Source organism: Pseudomonas sp. FP2338 (genome assembly GCF_030687515.1).
Taxonomy (GTDB): Bacteria; Pseudomonadota; Gammaproteobacteria; order Pseudomonadales; family Pseudomonadaceae; genus Aquipseudomonas; species Aquipseudomonas salomonii.
Genome location: NZ_CP117436.1, coordinates 5,271,483 through 5,289,621, shown reverse-complemented (window position 1 = coordinate 5,289,621; position 18,139 = coordinate 5,271,483). Strand labels below are relative to the sequence as shown.

Annotated in this window: 17 protein-coding genes; 4 read left to right on the top strand and 13 right to left on the bottom strand. The window is 59.4% G+C overall.

Annotation, left to right across the window (positions count from 1 at the left end; genetic code table 11):
* Positions 1-22 precede the first annotated feature (22 nt).
* Together PSH96_RS23940 and PSH96_RS23935 are read right to left on the bottom strand one after the other, a co-directional pair.
* On the bottom strand, positions 23-901 hold the full coding sequence (locus PSH96_RS23940; protein ID WP_305455549.1) for a queuosine precursor transporter: 879 nt from the start codon (positions 899-901) through the stop codon (positions 23-25).
* Positions 888-1,493, bottom strand: a complete 606-nt coding sequence (locus tag PSH96_RS23935) for a helix-turn-helix transcriptional regulator (protein ID WP_305455547.1) — start codon at positions 1,491-1,493, stop codon at positions 888-890. The genes PSH96_RS23940 and PSH96_RS23935 overlap by 14 nt, the downstream gene beginning before the upstream one ends.
* A gap of 274 nt (positions 1,494-1,767) precedes the next feature.
* On the opposite strand from PSH96_RS23935, the gene glyA reads away from it, so the two are divergent.
* Positions 1,768-3,123, top strand: a complete 1,356-nt coding sequence (gene glyA / locus PSH96_RS23930) for a serine hydroxymethyltransferase (protein ID WP_305455544.1) — start codon at positions 1,768-1,770, stop codon at positions 3,121-3,123.
* 96 nt (positions 3,124-3,219) lie between these two features.
* Positions 3,220-4,302: a pyridoxal phosphate-dependent aminotransferase gene (locus PSH96_RS23925; protein ID WP_305455541.1), complete on the top strand. Its 1,083-nt coding sequence runs from the start codon at positions 3,220-3,222 to the stop codon at positions 4,300-4,302.
* Positions 4,303-4,419: 117 nt separating this feature from the next.
* On the opposite strand, the gene PSH96_RS23920 is transcribed toward PSH96_RS23925, so the two are convergent.
* Both PSH96_RS23920 and PSH96_RS23915 read right to left on the bottom strand, forming a co-directional pair.
* Complete coding sequence (locus tag PSH96_RS23920) at positions 4,420-5,136, bottom strand: hypothetical protein (RefSeq protein WP_305455539.1); 717 nt, start codon at positions 5,134-5,136, stop codon at positions 4,420-4,422.
* Between the two features lie 15 nt (positions 5,137-5,151).
* Complete coding sequence (locus PSH96_RS23915; protein WP_305455538.1) at positions 5,152-5,445, bottom strand: hypothetical protein; 294 nt, start codon at positions 5,443-5,445, stop codon at positions 5,152-5,154.
* A 199-nt stretch (positions 5,446-5,644) separates the two neighbouring features.
* On the opposite strand from PSH96_RS23915, the gene PSH96_RS23910 reads away from it, so the two are divergent.
* Positions 5,645-7,660 carry a c-type cytochrome gene (locus PSH96_RS23910; RefSeq protein WP_305455535.1) on the top strand — a complete coding sequence of 672 codons (2,016 nt, stop codon included), beginning with the start codon at positions 5,645-5,647 and terminating at the stop codon, positions 7,658-7,660.
* On the opposite strand, the gene PSH96_RS23905 is transcribed toward PSH96_RS23910, so the two are convergent.
* Positions 7,657-8,907 carry an aspartate aminotransferase family protein gene (locus PSH96_RS23905; protein ID WP_305455532.1) on the bottom strand — a complete coding sequence of 417 codons (1,251 nt, stop codon included), beginning with the start codon at positions 8,905-8,907 and terminating at the stop codon, positions 7,657-7,659. The genes PSH96_RS23910 and PSH96_RS23905 overlap by 4 nt on opposite strands.
* A gap of 223 nt (positions 8,908-9,130) precedes the next feature.
* On the opposite strand from PSH96_RS23905, the gene PSH96_RS23900 reads away from it, so the two are divergent.
* Positions 9,131-10,147, top strand: a complete 1,017-nt coding sequence (locus PSH96_RS23900; RefSeq protein ID WP_305455528.1) for an amino acid ABC transporter substrate-binding protein — start codon at positions 9,131-9,133, stop codon at positions 10,145-10,147.
* 66 nt (positions 10,148-10,213) lie between these two features.
* On the opposite strand, the gene PSH96_RS23895 is transcribed toward PSH96_RS23900, so the two are convergent.
* The 8 genes from PSH96_RS23895 to PSH96_RS23860 all read right to left on the bottom strand — a co-directional run bounded on the left by PSH96_RS23895 (position 10,214) and on the right by PSH96_RS23860 (position 18,031).
* On the bottom strand, positions 10,214-11,227 hold the full coding sequence (locus tag PSH96_RS23895) for a sensor domain-containing diguanylate cyclase (protein ID WP_305455525.1): 1,014 nt from the start codon (positions 11,225-11,227) through the stop codon (positions 10,214-10,216).
* A 190-nt stretch (positions 11,228-11,417) separates the two neighbouring features.
* Positions 11,418-11,726, bottom strand: coding sequence for a Fis family transcriptional regulator (locus PSH96_RS23890; protein WP_305455522.1), 309 nt, complete (start codon positions 11,724-11,726; stop codon positions 11,418-11,420).
* Positions 11,727-11,736: 10 nt separating this feature from the next.
* A complete protein-coding gene (locus PSH96_RS23885) occupies positions 11,737-12,078 on the bottom strand; it encodes a type II toxin-antitoxin system RelE/ParE family toxin (protein ID WP_305455519.1) in 342 nt (113 codons plus the stop codon).
* A gap of 192 nt (positions 12,079-12,270) precedes the next feature.
* The gene (locus PSH96_RS23880; protein ID WP_305455517.1) at positions 12,271-14,169 is read right to left on the bottom strand and encodes an alkaline phosphatase D family protein; all 1,899 of its coding nucleotides are present in this window, start codon (positions 14,167-14,169) and stop codon (positions 12,271-12,273) included.
* Positions 14,170-14,276: 107 nt separating this feature from the next.
* Positions 14,277-14,474 (bottom strand): hypothetical protein, encoded by a 198-nt coding sequence (locus tag PSH96_RS23875; RefSeq protein ID WP_305455515.1) that lies wholly within the window; start codon positions 14,472-14,474, stop codon positions 14,277-14,279.
* A 142-nt stretch (positions 14,475-14,616) separates the two neighbouring features.
* Positions 14,617-16,845 (bottom strand): ATP-binding protein, encoded by a 2,229-nt coding sequence (locus PSH96_RS23870; protein WP_305455513.1) that lies wholly within the window; start codon positions 16,843-16,845, stop codon positions 14,617-14,619.
* Positions 16,842-17,456 carry a biliverdin-producing heme oxygenase gene (locus PSH96_RS23865; RefSeq protein ID WP_305455511.1) on the bottom strand — a complete coding sequence of 205 codons (615 nt, stop codon included), beginning with the start codon at positions 17,454-17,456 and terminating at the stop codon, positions 16,842-16,844. Before PSH96_RS23865 ends, PSH96_RS23870 begins: the two co-directional genes overlap by 4 nt.
* Positions 17,457-17,650: 194 nt before the next feature.
* A complete protein-coding gene (locus tag PSH96_RS23860; RefSeq protein ID WP_305455509.1) occupies positions 17,651-18,031 on the bottom strand; it encodes a response regulator in 381 nt (126 codons plus the stop codon).
* Between the last annotated feature and the right edge of the window lie 108 nt (positions 18,032-18,139).

Below are 18,139 nucleotides of genomic sequence, written 5' to 3'. Positions count from 1 at the left end.
CCCACATTTAGAGCGCATTACATCAGGCAGCGCCACCGGTAATCCAGCGTTTGAACAACGCCCGCGCGCCATAGGCCGGCAGGATATTGAAAAACGCAAAGCCGACTTTGATCGCGATCTGCACGTAGATCATGCTCAAGATGTCGCTGGTCTGCATCGCGCCATAGAACGCAATAAAGCAGAACAGGAAACTGTCGATAATCACCGCAAAGAACGTACTGAGGAAAATCCGCAGGTACAGGTATTTGGAGTTGGTCAGTTCCTTGATCTTGCACAGCAAGTAGGAATTTATATTCTCTGACACCAGGAACGACACCGAGGACGCGACCAGTACCGAGGACACTTGAATGATCACATCGTTGTAAGGGCCATCGAGTTTCCAGCCGGGCAGCCCGGGCAGAAACGTCGAGCCATACAGCAGGATAATGATCATCGCATTACTGGCGAACGCAAACAAAATGGCGCGTCTGGCCAACCGCAGGCCGAATTGCTCGTTGAGCAGATCCACGATCAAAAACGTCAGCGGGTACAGAAACGTGCCTGGCGTAACGATGATGCCCATCGACTCCAGGTAAATAGGCTTGGTCGCGGCAATGCTGGTGAAGATATAAAACGTGAACAGCAACAGGTTCAGGATGATGTAGATCATCCAGGAGTTTTCGTTGCGGTCGTTGATATCGTAGGCCGTCAGCGTCCCTCCCTGTGAATAAAACTTCTTGTACATGTTCTTAACTTCCATTTTATTGAGGTTATCCATGATTTCGCTGTTGATGACTTCACTCAGCTTCATCTTGATGACCTTGCCGGTGGCGATCACCATGATCACCGCCAGGCTCTTGTCATTCTCAAAGCCCAGCAGTTTGTATTTGCTGTTTTCGATGCCCGCTTCATAGGTTGTCATTGAAGCGCTCCTCGATGATGTCGCCGATCACGCACAAGCGCTCTGAACCGGCGCAGGCCTCAAGGGTGATAAACATCTTTTGGGTGGCCCGGTCGTACACCAGCTTTTCTTTGCCCAGCGTGGACGCGCCTTTTTGCACGATGAGCAAATCGCCCGGCTCGTTGATGCCGGGGATGCCACGTTCCAGGCGCACGCCGATCAGGTTGTAGGAAGGGCCAAAGTAGTAGGTCAGCGGATACAGTGTGGCCAGTTCGCCAATGCGCTTGTCCAGGTTCTGGATAACCAGGCTTTCCTTGAGTACCGGCACCGCGGCCGGGTTCATGTTGCCCTGTAGGGAAACACTGCTCTCGATGATTTCCTTGGCTTCAAAATCGAGGGTCTCGATTTCATCGTAGGAGACGCCGAAGAAGTCCGAAATCTTGCGGACGGTGGACTGCTGCACGTTGACGACCTTGCCTTCCAGGATGTTGTAGATGGTGGTCCTGGTCAGGCCGGCGGCATTGGATAGCGACAGCTGCGTCTCGCCGCGGCTTTTGATCAAGTACTTGATGTTGCTCTTCAAGTGCTCGGTTTTTTCGCGTCTGTGTATCACGTGCTCACCACTTCCTTTTAGTCGTTAACGTCCATTGTTTGCGCAACCACAACAGGGAGCGCCCGTTCCGGGGGCGCTTGTGGTTTTGCGGCGGCGGGAGTGTTGCATGCGTCGGGCCTAACAATAAAGTCCGGATGCGCTGCGGGCGTGCTTTTGATGAGGTTGGCGTCTTGAAAATGAACATTTGATTTGGAAAATGTTTAATTTCCTGTTTAATTGATCCTCTCGGTTCAGGACGGACCGGCACGCAACGCCCAGGAAGGGACCCGCACTGATGGCATTCAATACCGTACCTCTGAAAGACCAGGCCGACCTGCTGCGTCGTGGCCTGGCGGATCTGCGTGCAGAAGACTTCGAGCTCGCCAGCCTGCTGGATGCTGAAGTCAATCGCCAGCATCGCACCCTCTCACTGGTGGCTTCCTCCTGTGCGGTCAAGCCGCGCACTCTGGTGGCCTGCGCCTCGGCCTTGGTCAATGTGAGCGCCGAAGGCACACCCGGCAAACGCTATCGCACCGGCTGCGAAAATGTCGATTTGGTGGAGTCCCTGGCTATCCGCAGAGCGCGGGAGTTGTTCGACGCGCATTACGCCGGCGTGCAGCCTCATTCGGCGTCCAATGCCATATCCCAAGTGCTGTCGGCGCTGCTTGAGCCGGGCGATACGCTACTGGGCATGGCCCACGACCATGGCGGCGAACTCACCCTTGGCAGCCCGGCGGTGTTCACCGGGGCCTATTACAAGGCTATCCGCTACGGCACCACCGACGAAGGCCTTATCGATTATGAGCAAGTGCGCAGCCTGGCCCTGGCCCATCGCCCACGCATCATTATTTGCGGTGCGGGTGCTTACTCCAGGGTGGTGGATTTTGAGCGGTTTCGCGCGATTGCCGACGAGGCGGGCGCCATCCTGCTGGCGGATATTTCCGCTATCGCCGGGTTGGTGGTGACGGGGCGCCACCCGAGCCCGATCAACGCCGCACACGTCACCATCACCTGCACGCACAAGCAATTGGGTGGCCCACGGGGTGGGTTGATTCTGTGCGGTCGCGACGCCGAGACCAAGGTGCCTGGCCTGCGGTCGACGTTCAGCCGTGTGCTGGATCAAGCCGTGTTCCCGCGCATGCAAGGGGCGCCGGCGGTCAATATGATCGCGGCAAAAGCGGCCGCCTTCGGGTATGCAAAGTCAGCGCAATTTGACGCCTGCATGGGGCGTGGTCGTGCGCTTGCCGATGAAGTGGCCAGTGCGTTTGCAGCCCAGGGTTACGACGTGGTGGGCGGGCGCAGTGACAACCATACGGTACTGATCCGGTTGCAGGGTGCCATGACCGGCGCCATCGCCGAGGCGGCCCTGGAGTCTTGCGCCATTGTGGTGAGCAAGCACCGCGTACCGAGCGAGACACGCTCGAAGTTGGTCACCAGCGGTTTGTGTCTCGGCACCGGCTCAATGGCGCAACGCGAAATCGACAGCAACGGCTGTCGGCAGGTGATTGAGCTGATTTGTCGGGTGTTGGAAAACGTCACCCCGCTGGGCGAACAGGACTATCGGCTTGAGCCTGAGGTGCGCGAGCAGGTGCGCATAGCGGTAGAAGCCCTGTGCATGAATTACCCGATCGCCGACTACCTGGAGGGCTGATCGCGGCGCAGGTGGCTAAATCAGCTGGGCGCCTTCTCGTCATACTTCTTTGTACGAACCGTGAGAAACCATCACCCGTCTACAAGGAGTCGCGCCATGTTCAGCGTAAGTCGTCGGTCTCTTCTCGCCTTTGGCGCGGCCCTGCCGGTGCTGGGCCGCCTGGACTGGGCGGTCGCCAGCCCGCCATCGGCCCCGGCGGACACGGTGCGGCTCAATTACAACGAAAGCCCCTACGGCCCATCAGCCTCCGCCCGCGAGGCGATGCAGCGCGGCATCGCCCTCTCCGGGCTGTACCCCTATGGTTACATGTACGGCTTGGCCGAACAGTTCGCCAAGGCGCACGGGCTTGTCGAAGAACAGGTCGCTGTATTTGCCGGCTCCATGGCCGCCCTGCGCTACGCGGTGCTGGCGTTTACCAGCCAGACTCGTGGTCTGGTGATGGCCACGCCGTCCTATGAAGTGCCGCGTCAGGCCGCCGAAGCCTGGCAGGCACCGGTGCACGAAGTGAGCCTTAATGCCAACCACGCCCATGACGTGCCGGCCATGCTTGCCGCGGCCCCTCAGGCGGGCATGCTGTACCTGTGCAATCCCAACAACCCGACCGGCACCCTGACGCCCACCGAAGCGATCCGCCAGGCGCTGGCGAACAAACCCAAAGGCTGCGTGCTGGTGGTGGACGAGGCCTACATCGACTTCTGTGATGCCCCAAGCTGCGTGAGTTGGGTCAAGGACCACGACGATTTGCTGGTGCTGCGCACTTTCTCGAAAATCTACGGCATGGCCGGCGCGCGCCTGGGCCTGGCGATCGGCCACCCAGCGTTGCTGGAACACCTGGCAGTGTTTGGTGGCGACAATGTGCCGGCCGCGTCCACATTACTTGGTGCCCGGGCAAGCCTGGACGACCTCAAGCTGGTGCCGCAACGCAAGGCGCTCAATGCCCAACTGCGTGACGAAACCGTGGCTTGGCTCAAGGCGCGGGGTTTCACCTGCACCACGTCGCAAAGCAATTGCTTCATGATTAACGTGAAGCAACCGGCAGAACAGGTCATCGAGAAGCTGGCGGCACAGGGCGTATTGGTCGGGCGGGTGTGGAAGGATTGGCCGCAGTGGGTGCGGGTGACGGTGGGCGACAAGCAGGAGATGGCGCGGTTTCGCGAAGTGTTTGCCGCAGTTGTTTGAACCGACGCAAATCAAGTGTGGGAGCTGGCTTGCCTGCGATAGCATCACCTCGGTCCATCAGGCATACCGAGGTGCTGCTATCGCAGGCAAGCCAGCTCCCACCTTTTGAGTACTGAATTACTGCTGCGCGATGCTGTACCCATCAAACGCCGTCTGCTGCTGCAGCGCAGTAATCACACTCTTGCGGCTCAACGGCTGCTCGGCGCCGGCGTTATCCACAAAGCTATCGGTTTCAAGCTCAGCCTCGTCACCTTCACCCACAAAGCGCAAGCCCAAAAACTCGAATGCCTCGCGGTCAACGTTGAGCTTGGAGCGCGGCGTGCGCAGCGGCAGGGTGACGCTGATGCCATCCTTGCTGATCACAAACACTTCGGCTTCTTTCTTGGCCCGTGCAGCCTTGCCCTTGCCGGCGCTTGGGTTGCTGATGGCCTGGTGAGACTGGTTCAGCACCTTGAGGGCCAGGCCGTAGACCAGCTCCTGAAACTCGGGGTCGTCCTTGAAACTGGAGAGGATGCGGCTGATCGAGAACTTACTGCTCAAGTCTTCCAGGGCGATATTGTCGGCCGCCTCGGCATCCTTGAGTTGCTTGAGCTGGCCCATCAGGTCGTAGGCCTTGTCGTCGTCGAAAGCGTCATGGGCCTGGCGAATGGCCACGCGCAGTTCGCGGATCTGGTCGCTTTCCTTGGAGGTGTGGAACGCGTCCAGCACCATCTCGCTGATGATCTTGGCCGCAGGCACATGCTGTGAAAGATTGATGGCGTTTTCGTACTCGGCCTTCGATTGCAGGGCGACTACGGATTCTTCGGCGGCGTGTTCGGTGTAAGAATCAGACATTGAAATTTCACTACTTCAGTAAGCGGGAACAAAAAAGCGTCGCGCATTTTCGGCGGCCACGCAGGTCAGGTCAAGGCAGCACCCGTGTTTCGCCATTGGCATCGAGCCGGGCGCCGTCGGCGTTGAACAGCAACAACCCCAGCAGGCTGCCCGCCAGCGCACCCGCGACCACACCACCAGCACCACCGGCAAAATCATCAGTGAGCGGCGATTCTCACGCTCGCCCAGGCAGGCCTTGATGCCGTAATAACAAATCCACAGGTAGATGGCGTACATCCACAGGGGCGTGCCTTGGAGGATATCGAGCATGGGTGCTGCCTTGCAGGGGCAGGAAGCGCTGATAGTCGTTGAGCCTTCATCGCTTTGTCCATCGATTTGGCGCTGACCCACATCAACACCCTCCAGCGCAAAACCCGTTACAACACAGCGGCCTGATGAACCCATAAAAACAACCGCTGGCCTGCGCCGAGGGGACTACTCCACGCCAGGTTATTAAAGGATTAATGCGATGGCCTTTTCATTGTCCCGCCTGGCCTTGCTGGGGGCGACGCTGTGTCTTGCGCTACCTCTGCACGCCGCCCCAACCCAAATCGAGCAGGGTCGATACGTGGCCCAACTGGGTGACTGCATCGCCTGCCATACCGCCAAGCAAGGCCAGGTGATGGCCGGCGGGCTGGAGCTGAGCACGCCGATGGGCACGATTTATTCGAGCAACATCACACCGGATCGCGACACCGGTATCGGCAACTACAGTTTCGAGCAGTTCGACAAGGTGATGCGCGAAGGCGTGACGCCGACCGGCATGAATCTTTACCCGGCGATGCCGTATCCGTCCTATGCGAAGATGAGTGAAGGGGACATGCGCGCCCTTTACGCCTACCTGATGCAAGGCGTCGAGCCAGTGCGACAGGCCAACCTTGAGGCGGACATGGGCTTCCCGTTCAATCAGCGCTGGGGCCTGGCGCTGTGGAATTTTGCCTTTCTCGACAAGCAGCCGTTCCAACCTGACCCGCAGCGTAGCGCGGTGCTCAACCGTGGCGCCTATCTGGTCCAGGGCCTGGGGCATTGCGGCTCGTGCCACACGCCACGGGGCATCGCTTTCCAGGAAAAGGCCATGAGCGATGCGGGCCGCAGTGGCCGGCATTACCTGGCGGGTGAAACCGTCGAACACTGGCGGGCCCTGAGCCTGCGCAACCTGTGGACGGTCGAAGACACTGTGCAACTGCTCAAGACCGGGCAGAACCGCTTTGCCACGGTCGCCGGCAACATGGCCGATGTGATCCACCACAGCACCCAGCATTTCAGCGATGACGACCTTTCGGCTATCGCCAGTTACCTCAAGTCCCTGCCGCCGGGCAAAGACGACCTGCCAATGCCATCGGTCGCCCATGCACCTGCCGCACCGCCAGCCGACCTGTTCGCCAGCCGTGGGGGCCTGGGCTATATGCAGTTTTGCAGTGATTGCCACCGCAGTGACGGCGCTGGCGTAAAAGGCCTGTTTCCTCCCTTGGCGGGTAACCCGAGCATTGCCTCAAGTAACCCGACCTCGTTACTGCACATCACGTTGACCGGCTGGGAAACCGCGCAAACCGCTGCCCACCCACGGATCTATACCATGCCCGGTTTCAGCCGACTGGCTGATCAGGAAATCGCCGAAATTCTCACTTTCGTGCGCACCCGTTGGGGCAACGAAGGCACGCCAATCAATGCGGGCCAAGTGAAGAAACTGCGTGACCAACTCAACCCTGACACCACCGATTCGTCAGCCTTCGAAACCCCAAGGCTGGCGAATTTGCTCGCCGCACCCAACGCCGACCAGGTTGTTCGCGGCATGCGCCTGCACCTGCAAACCAAGGCGCTGCTGCCGGATAACGTCGGCAATTCGCTCAACTGCACCAGTTGCCATCTCAACGCCGGCACCGTGGCGGACGGTTCGCCCTTTGTAGGCGTGTCGGCGTTCTTCCCCAGTTACGCGCCGCGTGCAGGCAAAGTGGTCACGCTGGAGGAGCGCATCAACGGGTGTTTCCGCCGCTCGATGAACGGCAAGCCGCTGGCGCCGCAGTCAGCGGATATGCAGGCGATGGTCGCGTATTTTGACTGGATGAAAAACAACACCCGCACTGAAGATAAAGTCGCCGGGCGCGGCGTTGGCAAGATCGACCCGGCGATCAAGCCGGACCTGGACAACGGCAAGCAGGTGTATGCCAAGCAATGTGCGGTGTGCCATGGCGATAACGGCCAGGGCCTGGCGCGTGCCGACGGCGAGCTGGTGTACCCGCCACTGTGGGGCGAGCAGTCGTTCAACATCGGCGCCGGTATGGCACGGCCTTACACCGCGGCGGCGTTTGTGAAACGCAACATGCCGATCGGCTTCCACGAGAAATTCCCGTTGGGGCAGGGCGGTCTGTCGGACCAGGAAGCGGTGGACGTGGCGGCGTATTTTTCTGGCCAACCGCGCCCGGATTTCCCGGACAAGGTCAAAGACTGGCCCAACGGCGGCAAACCGGTGGATGCGCGCTATTAAGCCAGCTGCTTAAGGCAGGCCTCGAAAATATCCAGGCCTTGCTCCAGCACTGCAGGCTCCGTGGTCAGCGGTGCCAGCAGGCGGATGATGTGCCGCGATTTGCCGCTGGGCATCAACAGCAAGCCGGCCTCGCGTGCCAAGCTGAGCAACTGGGTCAGTTGCTGGGGCGCAGGCGTGCCGTCGGCATGGGCCAGCTCGATGCCGCGCATGGCACCCACGCCGGTCAGGCGGCCCAGATAGGGCGACAGCGGCTGCTCGCGCCAGGCGGTATAACGGCTGACGATGGCGGCTTCCTGCTGTGAGCCCCAGGTTTTCAGCTGTTCATCGGTCATCGCGTCCAACGTCGCCAACGCCGCTGCGCAGGCAATCGGGTTACCGGAATACGTTCCACCGAGGCCGCCTTTGGGCAAGTTGTCGAGCAGCGCCTTGCGCCCGACCACCGCACCCAATGGCACGCCACCGGCGATGCTTTTGCCGAGCAGGATCAGATCCGGCTTGATGCCCAGGCGCGAGAAGGCAAAACGCTGGCCGGTACGCCCGAAGCCGGACTGGATTTCATCGGCAATCAACAGGATGTTTTTATCATCACAGAAGCGGTGCAGGGCCTGGGCGAACTCGATGTCCAGGGCCAGAAAGCCGCCTTCGCCCTGCACTGGCTCGATGATGAAACAGGCCACATCGTTTACGTCGATTTCCACGCTGAACAGACGGTCCATGGCCTTCAGGGCTTCGGCGCAGGTCACACCGTTATCGGCGCTGGGGTAGGGCAGGTGATACACCGGGCCGGGCAGCACGCCGACTTTTTGCTTGTACGGCGCTACCTTGCCATTGAGGTTTAGGGTGGCCAGGGTGCGGCCGTGGAAGGCGCCGTCAAAGGCGATCACCGCCGTGCGGCCGGTGGCGCCGCGCACGATTTTCAAGGCGTTTTCCGCCGCTTCCGCGCCGCTGTTGGTGAGCATGCCGCTCACCGCGTAATCCACCGGGATAAACGCACAAAGGCGATCCATCAGCTCGATGTAGGGCGCGTGCGGCGCGGCGTTGAACGCATAGTGGGTAAGCCGCGTGGCTTGCTCGCGAATCGCTTCCACCACGCCTGGGTGACAGTGCCCGAGGTTGAGCACCCCAATGCCGCCGACAAAATCGATGTAGCGCTTGCCCGTGGTGTCCCAGACCTCGGCATTTTTACCGTGGCTGAGGCTGATGGGGTGAACGATGGAAATCGATTGGCTGATGGTTTCGCGGCTCATGAATCGGGGACTCGGCAATGGCGGGCGTGTATTTATCTAAGCCGCGCAGCCGGCCTTGCCGCAAACGAAATAAAATCGCCGGGTCATTCCAAATCGGAAGGAGCTGTTGCCTAAAGGTCGTTTGTGGCCGCGCTGCAAATCTGACAATACTGCCGGGCAACCTCAGAAACCGGCGCGGGCAGTGCGGCGTCGAATAATAAAAGATTCACAGGGAGTGCCTCGCATGAACCACCTCAAAACCCTCATCGTGGCCACGGCCGTGGCGCTTGCCGGCAGTGCCCACGCGGGCGTGACCCTGGACGCGATCCAGAAAAAAGGCTTTATCCAGTGTGGCGTCAGCGACGGCTTGCCGGGTTTCGGTGTGCCGGACAGCCAGGGCAAGATGACCGGCCTCGATGTAGACGTGTGCCACGCCGTTGCCGCCGCCGTGTTCGGCGATGCCTCAAAAGTGAAGTTCACCCAGTTGACCGCCAAGGAGCGATTCACCGCGCTGCAATCGGGCGAAATCGACCTGATTTCACGTAACACCACCTGGACCAGCTCCCGCGATTCCGGCATGGGCCTGGTGTTTACCGGCGTGACCTATTACGACGGCATCGGCTTTCTGGTCAACAACAAGCTGGGCGTGACCGGCGCCAGGCAACTCGATGGCGCCACCGTCTGCATCCAGGCCGGCACCACCACTGAACTCAACGTTTCGGATTACTTTCGCACCCACGGCATGAAGTACACGCCGATCACCTTCGACACCGCCGACGAGAGCGCCAAGGGCCTGGAAGCCGGGCGTTGCGACGTGCTCACTACCGACCAGTCGGGCCTGTATGCCCAGCGCATCAAGATGGCCCACCCGGACGAGTTTGTGGTGCTGCCGGAGGTGATCTCCAAAGAGCCCTTGGGGCCGCTGGTACGCAAGGGCGACGACGAGTGGTTCAGCATCGTCAAGTGGACCTTGTTTGCCATGCTCAATGCCGAAGAAATGGGTATCACCTCGCAGAATGTCGAGGAGCAGGCCAAGTCCACCCAGAACCCGGACGTTGCACGTTTGCTCGGTGCAGACGGCGATTACGGCAAAGACCTTAAGCTGCGCAAGGATTGGGTGGTGCAAATCGTCAAGCAAGTGGGCAACTACGATGAGGTATTCGAACGCAATATCGGCCAGGGCAGCGTGCTGAAGATCAAACGCGGGCTCAATGCGTTGTGGAGCAATGGCGGCATCCAGTACGCACCACCGGTGCGCTGACTGAACACTACCTGTGAGTGCATCGGTTACTGACACACGGCTAGCGCAGGCACGCCAGCTCCCACATCACTCCGAGACCGCATCCTTGCCCGCCGTCTTGGACCGGTACAGTGCTTGATCGGCACGTGCCATCAGGGCGGCGGGCGTTTCGCCCATCCGCCGCTCCACGACGCCCAGGCTCAGGGTGACTTTAAAGTCGCCCACGGCGGGCATCTCGGCGATGGCCTGACGGATGCGTTCAGCCAATTGCCTGGCGGTATCCACCGTGCTTTTGGGCAGGACCACCATAAACTCATCGCCTCCCCAACGCGCGAGCAAGTCACCCTGGCGCACACAGGTTTCCAGCCTTTCTACCACGCTCACCAAGGTCTGATCGCCGACGCCATGACCCTGTTTGTCGTTGATCGGCTTGAAGTCATCGATATCCATGGCCACCAAGGCCAGCGGTACGCGGAAGCGCTCGGCACGGTCGCACTCCTCCAGCAGCACCTTCTCCAGGCGATAACGGTTGGCGATGCGCGTCAAGGCGTCCTGTTCGGCCAGGGAGCGGTTCTCGTCCAACTGCAATTGCAGTTGCTGATTGACCCGTGACAATTCACGGGTGCGTTCGGCCACCAGCGCTTCCAGCGACTGGTTGCGCTGTTGCAGCTGTTCGATGGAAATTTTGCGTGTATGAATATCGCGGTGCGCGCCGACCATGCGCGCTACTGAGTTGTCGGGGTTACGTGCAATGACGTAGCCACGGTCTTCGATCCACAAGTAAGTGCCGTCAGCCTTGCGGCAACGATACTCGGCTTGGTAATGGGGCGCGCGTTGGCTGATGTAGTCATCAAATACGGCCATGACGCGTGGATAATCTTCGGGGTGGATCACGTTCTCCCAGGTGAACACGCTGTTCTCCAGGGAGTGGCGGGGGTAGCCAAGCATCATGTACCAGCCGGGGCTGCGGTACACGAACCCGGTGTTGGCATTCCAGTCCCAGATGCCGTCGCTGACCAGTTCCATCACCGCATGCAACATGTCGGCGTTGAGTTCGGAAAAGTTATTGCGCAGCGGTTTATTGCCGGATGTCTCGTTCATCTGTGCGCTTCCCTGCCGATGCTGGCTCCTACGGCCAGTCTTCATTGACGCCGGTACACCGTGGCTGACGTTACTCTACATCGCGGCTTGCGCACTTTGAATAGGATGAGTGTGCTGCTTTAGTGGTGTGGCGTTAGGCCATTATTCGGCAGGCGAAGAGACATACGTTGTGCTCACCTGGCACGAGCTTTCACGCCCTGACGGGCCTTGCTTGCGTGTTCGATACGAGGCGGATTTCCACCTGTTGACCTAAAGCCCTTGCTGCACTGGCCAGGGTGGACAGGGTCATGCCCGCGTCATTTTGGTCCAGTGCTCGATCTACGGCGGTACGGCTGGTGTGCATACGTTCGGCCAGCGCTTTCTTGCTGACCTTTTGCACCTTCATCGCCTCTGCCAACTGCCAGGCAATCACACGCTTCAATGCCCCGGCAGAGACTTCTTCTATGAGCCCGTCATCGTTGAGAAAATCATCAAAGTTGGAGCCGATATGCTTATTCATGGGATGTTCCTCAAAGCTTGTTTTTGCGATGTCTGGCGGTGTTCAGGTCGACTAAAGGTGTTTTTTGACTTTTTTTGATAAAGCCATGTAGCAAAACCATTTGGCTGGCAACCAAGGTAAAAATGACTCGTGCAGCCTTTTCACCAAGATCGGTTCGGACCTCCCAAAGGCGATGCTCCAGCTTCCTAACCAACGGCATCCCTTGCGGCCATCCGAGTTGGACCGATTTTATGTCAGTGCCTATAAGCTTTTTTGATTCCCTGGGCAGTTCCATCAGCCATTCACGCACGGGCTCGTGGCCAGCCTCGGTTCGGTAAAATGCGACGTTCAACACGAGAGGTAGGTCGTTCACAGAGAGTGCACCAAAATAGGTTCATAAGGCAATCAGCGATTGAAGGATCTTTTCGCGAAGATTGCTCAGAGCCTGGCACTTATTTTGTGAGTTGCTGAGGTTGAAGCGTTTCAAAAAAAAATCAGTAAAAATAAAGACTTGTGAGTTTTCTGAAAGGTATGTGCGAGATTGATTTGCCATGCGTAAGAAAACTCACTCCGGCGCCACCATCCGTGTTCGCGGCTTGCCATCCGCGTTGTGCTGGTAAATCACCTCCGGCTGACCCTGCTTATTGAAAAACACTTGGCCGATGCCCGCCGAATTCCACAGCCGTTCACCCGCCTCGGCATGCTCCGGGATATGCGGCACCACCTGCATGGTGCGCCGGCGTGTGAAACCGTTGAGGGGCGAGCGCGGTGAGTAGAGCCAGCGGTTGAGGCGGTCGAACCATTCCAGCAAGCGCGCCGGGAACTGGTTCTTGATGCCGCTGCTGGTGATCTGCCAGATTTTGGGGCCGGCGCTGCGGTGGCGGATCAGCACTTCATAGACGAACGAATAATGCACATCGCCTGACAGGATCACGTAGTTACCCGGCGTGCGCGAGTGGCGGAAGATATTCAGGATCACCTGGGCGGCACCGCGATGAGCCATCCAGTTTTCGGCGTCTACCAACAGCGGGTAGCCGCACCAACTGAAGACCTTCTGCACGGTCTCGATCAGCTTGACGCCGAAGATTGGCGCGGGCGAGACGATGATGGCCGACGGGTGGTCCAGCAGGGCCTGCTGCAGTTCGCTCAAGGCTTCCCAGTCCAGCAGGCCGGAGGGTTGCTTGAGCACAAACTCACTGCGCCAGCGCCTTGTGCGCGTGTCGAGCACCACCAGTGCGGGCGTGGTGGGCAACACGTAATGCCAGTGCTGAAATTTCAGCAGGCGTTGCAGCAGTTCGTCCTGCGCAGCGGCGTGCAGGTGGTTGTCTTGAGCCCCGGCGGCCAGCGCCTGGGTGTGTTCCAGCAGTTCGCCAAACACATCCGGTTGGTTGCCCCAGCCCTGGCACAGCATATAAGCGAGCAGGGCATTGCCGATGATGCGGTTGGAGAATGGATGGCCGTAGGCGGTGGCTTCCCATTGGGCGCTGAGGTTCCAGTCGTCGGTGATGTCGTGATCGTCAAAGATCATCAGCGTCGACAGGTGTGCGAAAACCCGCGCAACACCAGGCAGGCCGTCACGGAACCGATCGACCTGCACCTGCTCACGGTCATAGCGCAGTTGTTCCGGCGCACTTAATGACGGCGGCTGTGGCGTGATCAGAGTCCAGGGTGTGGGCGACCACACCAACAGGTACATCGCCAGCACTTCGGCAAACGTCACCAAGTGGTTGTCGGCGGTGCTGCTGGTAAAGATCGGTTTTTTCACACCGCCGAAAAAGCGTTCGCGCAGGGTCTCGTTGCTGTCCAGTGCGGGCAGCAGAGCCGCGCGGTGGTAATAGCTGGCGCGATGCCCGTAGAGGCTGGCGCTGTCATCCACCACGGCGCCTTCCAGGTATTCGTCGAACAATTCCAGCCGTGCGATCAGCGCATGAATCGCCCGCAGCATCGGCCCGGCCACATCGTCGGCGTAGACCTGGTCGCCGCTCATCATCAACAGCGCCGGGCGTTCGGCCGGTGTGTGGGCGTCAGCCAGCAAGCGGTCGATGCACAGTAAGCCGTCATTGGCGGGGTGGTGAGGTTTGCGGCAGGAACCGTGCACCAACTGGTGGATGCGGCTGTGCAGCACGAAATTCGCCGACGATGCGTTGGCATACAGCAGGTGCGGTGCCCATTCGGCAATGCCGCTGCCGTCGACCAGCAAGTCGTAGTCGATCATCACGTCCAGCGGCAGGGCTTCGCTCAGGGACACGTTGATCAGGTGGATAAAGGCGTGGCGCCCAGCGGGCACGACTTGGCACTGTGTGGTGTCCAGGTCGATCGTCAGCGTTTGGCCTTGAGGCGCTTGCAACTTTAAGCTCAATGGCAGGACACGGCTGCCCACCAGCCAGATCACCAGGCGCTGGGGTTCCAGGCGTCTGAGCAGTGGGCCGGCAATGACGGCGGGCAGTGTGTCGGATGGCGGCATGAAGCAAGCGGCTCATACAAGGTAGGACTGAAAGGGTAACGCAGAGGATGTCAGCGTTTTGTTAACAGCTTGCAGCAGACACCTGGCAGCCGATTGCCCTGGTTGCGTTAAAGCAACCGGCCTTGCCCCAGGGATTCCAGGGACGTTCGATAAGGCTTGGGCTTGGGCGGTGTGTTTTGCATCATGGGGTTGCTGTCGGGATGTGAAGGCTTTTCAGCGGACTGGGTGGCGATTTCAGACAATTGGCTGGCCAGTTGGAAAGCTATGTTGAACTGAAAGCCGGAGAGCATGTGGACGATATTCATGGGGAAAACCTCTTGCCAAATTGGAGGGATGTTGTCGCATCAATACTCCTTTTGATTGCGCGCTGACTCAGTGGCACTGGCCGGGTTAACGTTCCCGGCCATAGGTTTCTGCATGTTTAATATTTGTAGGACTGAAGGTGTTTCAGGCAGGCTTTGGCACCGTAAACCTGAACTCACTGCCACGCCCCAACTCACTCTCAGCCTCGATCCGCCCGCCATGGGCCTGCACGATACCTTGGGTGATATACAGCCCCAAACCACTGCCGGTGGGGTTGTTTTCGGTCTGGGTCCAGTAGCGATCAAACACATGGGGCAACTGCTCAGGCGCAATACCTTCACCGGAGTCGCGCACCGAAAACACGATATCTTCGCCATTGCTCATGGCGCTGATGCCGATATTGCCCTGGCGCGGGGTGAACTTGATGGCATTGCCGATCAGGTTCGACAGCACCTGGAACAGGCGCTCCGGGTCGGCATGGATCTGCAGGCCGGGTTCGGCGTTGAACGACAGGTCGATGCCTTTTTCCATCGCTAACGGCGCGAGCAGCGAATAGGCCTCTTCGAACATCTGGCTGACGTCCAGCGACACGGGCTTGACCACATAACGCCCGGCCTCGATTTTCGAGGTGTCGAGCAGATCTTCCAGCAGCACATTCATACGCCCGGCGGCCTGTTGCATAGTGTCGATGGCCGAGGAGATTCGCCGTGAGGTATGTGGGCCATCGGAGCTGAAGGCCTTTTGCATCATGCCGCAGAGCATCGAGATGACCGTCATCGGGTTGCGCAGGTCGTGGGACACCACCGCCACCAGCTCATCACGCGCACGCACGGCTTGCTGTTCGCGCAACACTTGGCGGGCCAGGTCATTTTCCAGGGCGGAGCGGCGCAGGTCGTTGGCGGCAAACCGGTCGCCGTGGCTCCACTTGGTGGAGATACCGGCCATTTCGACTTTCCAGATTTCAAACGAGGTGCGTGGGCGCAGGCGCAAACCGGCGTCGGAGCTTTCCAGGTTCAGCGGCTTGTTCGGGTCGCCGCTCCAGTTGATGTTCTCTTTGACCTCTGGGCGAAACCACAACACGCCGTTATCCACAGGCTTGGGCAGACTCATGGCCAGAACGCCACTGGCCACTTGCTGGAACTCGGCAGCCGGCGGGTACACCGATGCCAGATTGTGGCTGGAAAACACCGGCTCGCCGCTTTCCTGCAGCCACCTGTGCAGCGCACGAATCTGCGCAGGCTCGGGGCAATTACCGTAACGGTGCAATTGCTTGTCTTCAATGATCGCCACGCCGCCCGACTGGGTCAGGTCCATCAGCACCTGCGGCTGCTGGGCCAGGCCATCGAAAACGTTTTGCTCCGAGGCTTTCATCGCGCGGTCCAGCAATGCCAGGGCTTCTACTTTTTCTTCGCGCTGGCGGATCAGGTCCAGGGCTTCCATGGCGCTGATCTGCAGCGACAGCACCTGGCCGATGGTCTGGCAGGCAACACGCAGGTCGTTGGGTACCAGCAAGGGCTCGCGATTGCCGCAGCTGATCAGGCCCCACAACTTGTCGCCGGCCATCAACGAGATGCTCATGGACGACAGCACGCCCATGTTCTGCATGTATTGGCAGTGAATCGGCGACACACTGCGCAGGGTGGCGAAGCTCAGGTCCAGCGGCTGGTCAGTGCCCGGCCGCAGCTTGGGCAGCAGCGGCACCGGCTCATAGGCAGCGTTCGGGATGATGCGCAGCCAGTTGATGCGGTACAGCTCGCGGGCCTGTTCGGGAATGTCGGACGCGGGGAAGAACAACCCGTTGAACAGCTCCATGGACGGCGCCGACGCTTCGGCAATCACCTGGCCGTGGCCTTCTTCTTCGAAGCGATAGATCAGCACCCGGTCGTAACCGGTCATGGCCTGGATTTCAGTCACGCTGATTTCGTACAGCGCTTGCAGGGTTTTCGCCGACTGCAAGCGTTGCAGCATCTTGCCCAGGTCACTGGTGCGGCCATTCAGGGCGCGGGGTTTGAAGTTTTCAAGGCGCGGTTCGAACTCGAGTACCAGCACGTTCTGATGGCGATGCAGCAAGCCTTCAAATTGCGCACCATTAAGCGTGACATGCAGCGCCGGAGCATCAAGAAACCCGTTGTTTTCGGCGATCGATTGCACGGCTTGGGCAGGTTCAACGCCAATTAACTGGTGCAGCGGTTGGCCCAGCAGCGCCTCGGGCGCGTAGCCGAACAGGCTGCCCACGTTGGCGCTGACCTGAGTGATGTGCAGCTCAGGCTCCGACAACGTCAACAGCACGCCGTGGGGCTGGATCGCACCCGGGAAGCGAATCGGTTCGTCGGCACAGTTGGCAAGCAGCTCTTCAAAATCGTCGGGTTTCATAGCAGTACCTCCTGGCGGGCGAGCCATTGCTCAAAGCCACTGAATGTAGAACAGGCGGCATCGACCGCGCGCTGTTTGGCTTCAGCATCCAACGGCAGGCGGCCCAAATAATCGAGAAAGTTTTTCCAGAGCCGACCGGTTTCGGTGCCGTACACATCAAGGAACGCTCCGCCGGTATCGGCGTGTATGTCCAGGCGCCGGGCCATTTCCCGGCGCAGCACTTGGCCGCCAAGAGTCGCGCCTTCCAGTACGTACAGGGCACCGAGGCAGGCGGCGGGGGTGTCGAAGGTCGGGTGTTGGGTGCAGCGAGGCAGGGCGTTGATGGCGTTATTATTCAAACCAAGTGCGCGCAAGTCGCCCAGCAGTGTGGGCGTTTTCACACGCAGTACAGCGTCGTATCCGTCGGGGATCAAGCCACTGGCGTACAGCGCTGCTTCCATCGGCCCATAAAACCCGTAGTACGCCTGGAGCAAGCGCCGATACCAGCCAGCATCCAATTCTTCGGAGAAAAAAGGCAGGCGCTTTTCCAACGCCACATGCAGCAAACCCGTGCCTGTGCGCAACGCTTCCAGCAATGAGGGCGCACTGACGTCATGGGCCTGTGAATGCATTCAATAAGCTCGAACTGTGGGCCTGAAGGCCATGAATGACGCGTGAAATGGGCGACGATTCTACACAAGTCATTGCCGTCAACTGTACGCACAAGGCGAAAAGCCTGACGGGTAGATCAGAAAAGTCGCTCCTTGCGTAATAAATGACCACAGCGCATTGCAGCAAGTTCGGTTTAAGTGATGTCGCGACGCTATTAGTGCATGGATGCGCCTTGCTGGGTCAGTGCCGTTTGAACGCACTTAACCAAATGTTCCGCACTCCAGGGCTTGGGTAAAAACCGCACCGAGCCACCCAGTTGCGCCGCCAGCTTGGTATTGCCCGAGGTCAGCACCACCGGCACCGACGGCCAACGATGCGCGACCACCTTGCTCAAGTCATAGCCATTGAGTAACCCCGGCATCTGGATATCGCTGACGATCAGGTCTACCGGGTCATCGCCGCGTTCCAGGTAAATCATGCCTTCATCCGCCGAAGGAAACGACGTCACATGCGCGCCGAAGTCCTCCAATACATCCACCATCAACGCACGAATGATTTCGTCGTCTTCCAATACCAAAATCGATGGCTGAGCCATGATTTTTACTCCTCCATCAGGGTTCAGTAGGGTGGAGTGGGCGCTGATTGATTAGGTTCGATTGGATGTTTTTTAAACGATGGGTGGTCGTTTTAGAGCGGTCGCGCG

Coding starts and splice junctions, on each gene's coding strand:
- PSH96_RS23940 (WP_305455549.1), bottom strand. CDS start 901: ATGACAACCTATGAAGCGGGCATCGAAAACAGCAAATACAAACTGCTG.
- glyA (WP_305455544.1), top strand. CDS start 1,768: ATGGCATTCAATACCGTACCTCTGAAAGACCAGGCCGACCTGCTGCGT.
- PSH96_RS23925 (WP_305455541.1), top strand. CDS start 3,220: ATGTTCAGCGTAAGTCGTCGGTCTCTTCTCGCCTTTGGCGCGGCCCTG.
- PSH96_RS23920 (WP_305455539.1), bottom strand. CDS start 5,136: ATGTCTGATTCTTACACCGAACACGCCGCCGAAGAATCCGTAGTCGCC.
- PSH96_RS23915 (WP_305455538.1), bottom strand. CDS start 5,445: ATGCTCGATATCCTCCAAGGCACGCCCCTGTGGATGTACGCCATCTAC.
- PSH96_RS23910 (WP_305455535.1), top strand. CDS start 5,645: ATGGCCTTTTCATTGTCCCGCCTGGCCTTGCTGGGGGCGACGCTGTGT.
- PSH96_RS23905 (WP_305455532.1), bottom strand. CDS start 8,907: ATGAGCCGCGAAACCATCAGCCAATCGATTTCCATCGTTCACCCCATC.
- PSH96_RS23900 (WP_305455528.1), top strand. CDS start 9,131: ATGAACCACCTCAAAACCCTCATCGTGGCCACGGCCGTGGCGCTTGCC.
- PSH96_RS23895 (WP_305455525.1), bottom strand. CDS start 11,227: ATGAACGAGACATCCGGCAATAAACCGCTGCGCAATAACTTTTCCGAA.
- PSH96_RS23890 (WP_305455522.1), bottom strand. CDS start 11,726: ATGAATAAGCATATCGGCTCCAACTTTGATGATTTTCTCAACGATGAC.
- PSH96_RS23880 (WP_305455517.1), bottom strand. CDS start 14,169: ATGCCGCCATCCGACACACTGCCCGCCGTCATTGCCGGCCCACTGCTC.
- PSH96_RS23875 (WP_305455515.1), bottom strand. CDS start 14,474: ATGAATATCGTCCACATGCTCTCCGGCTTTCAGTTCAACATAGCTTTC.
- PSH96_RS23870 (WP_305455513.1), bottom strand. CDS start 16,845: ATGAAACCCGACGATTTTGAAGAGCTGCTTGCCAACTGTGCCGACGAA.
- PSH96_RS23865 (WP_305455511.1), bottom strand. CDS start 17,456: ATGCATTCACAGGCCCATGACGTCAGTGCGCCCTCATTGCTGGAAGCG.
- PSH96_RS23860 (WP_305455509.1), bottom strand. CDS start 18,031: ATGGCTCAGCCATCGATTTTGGTATTGGAAGACGACGAAATCATTCGT.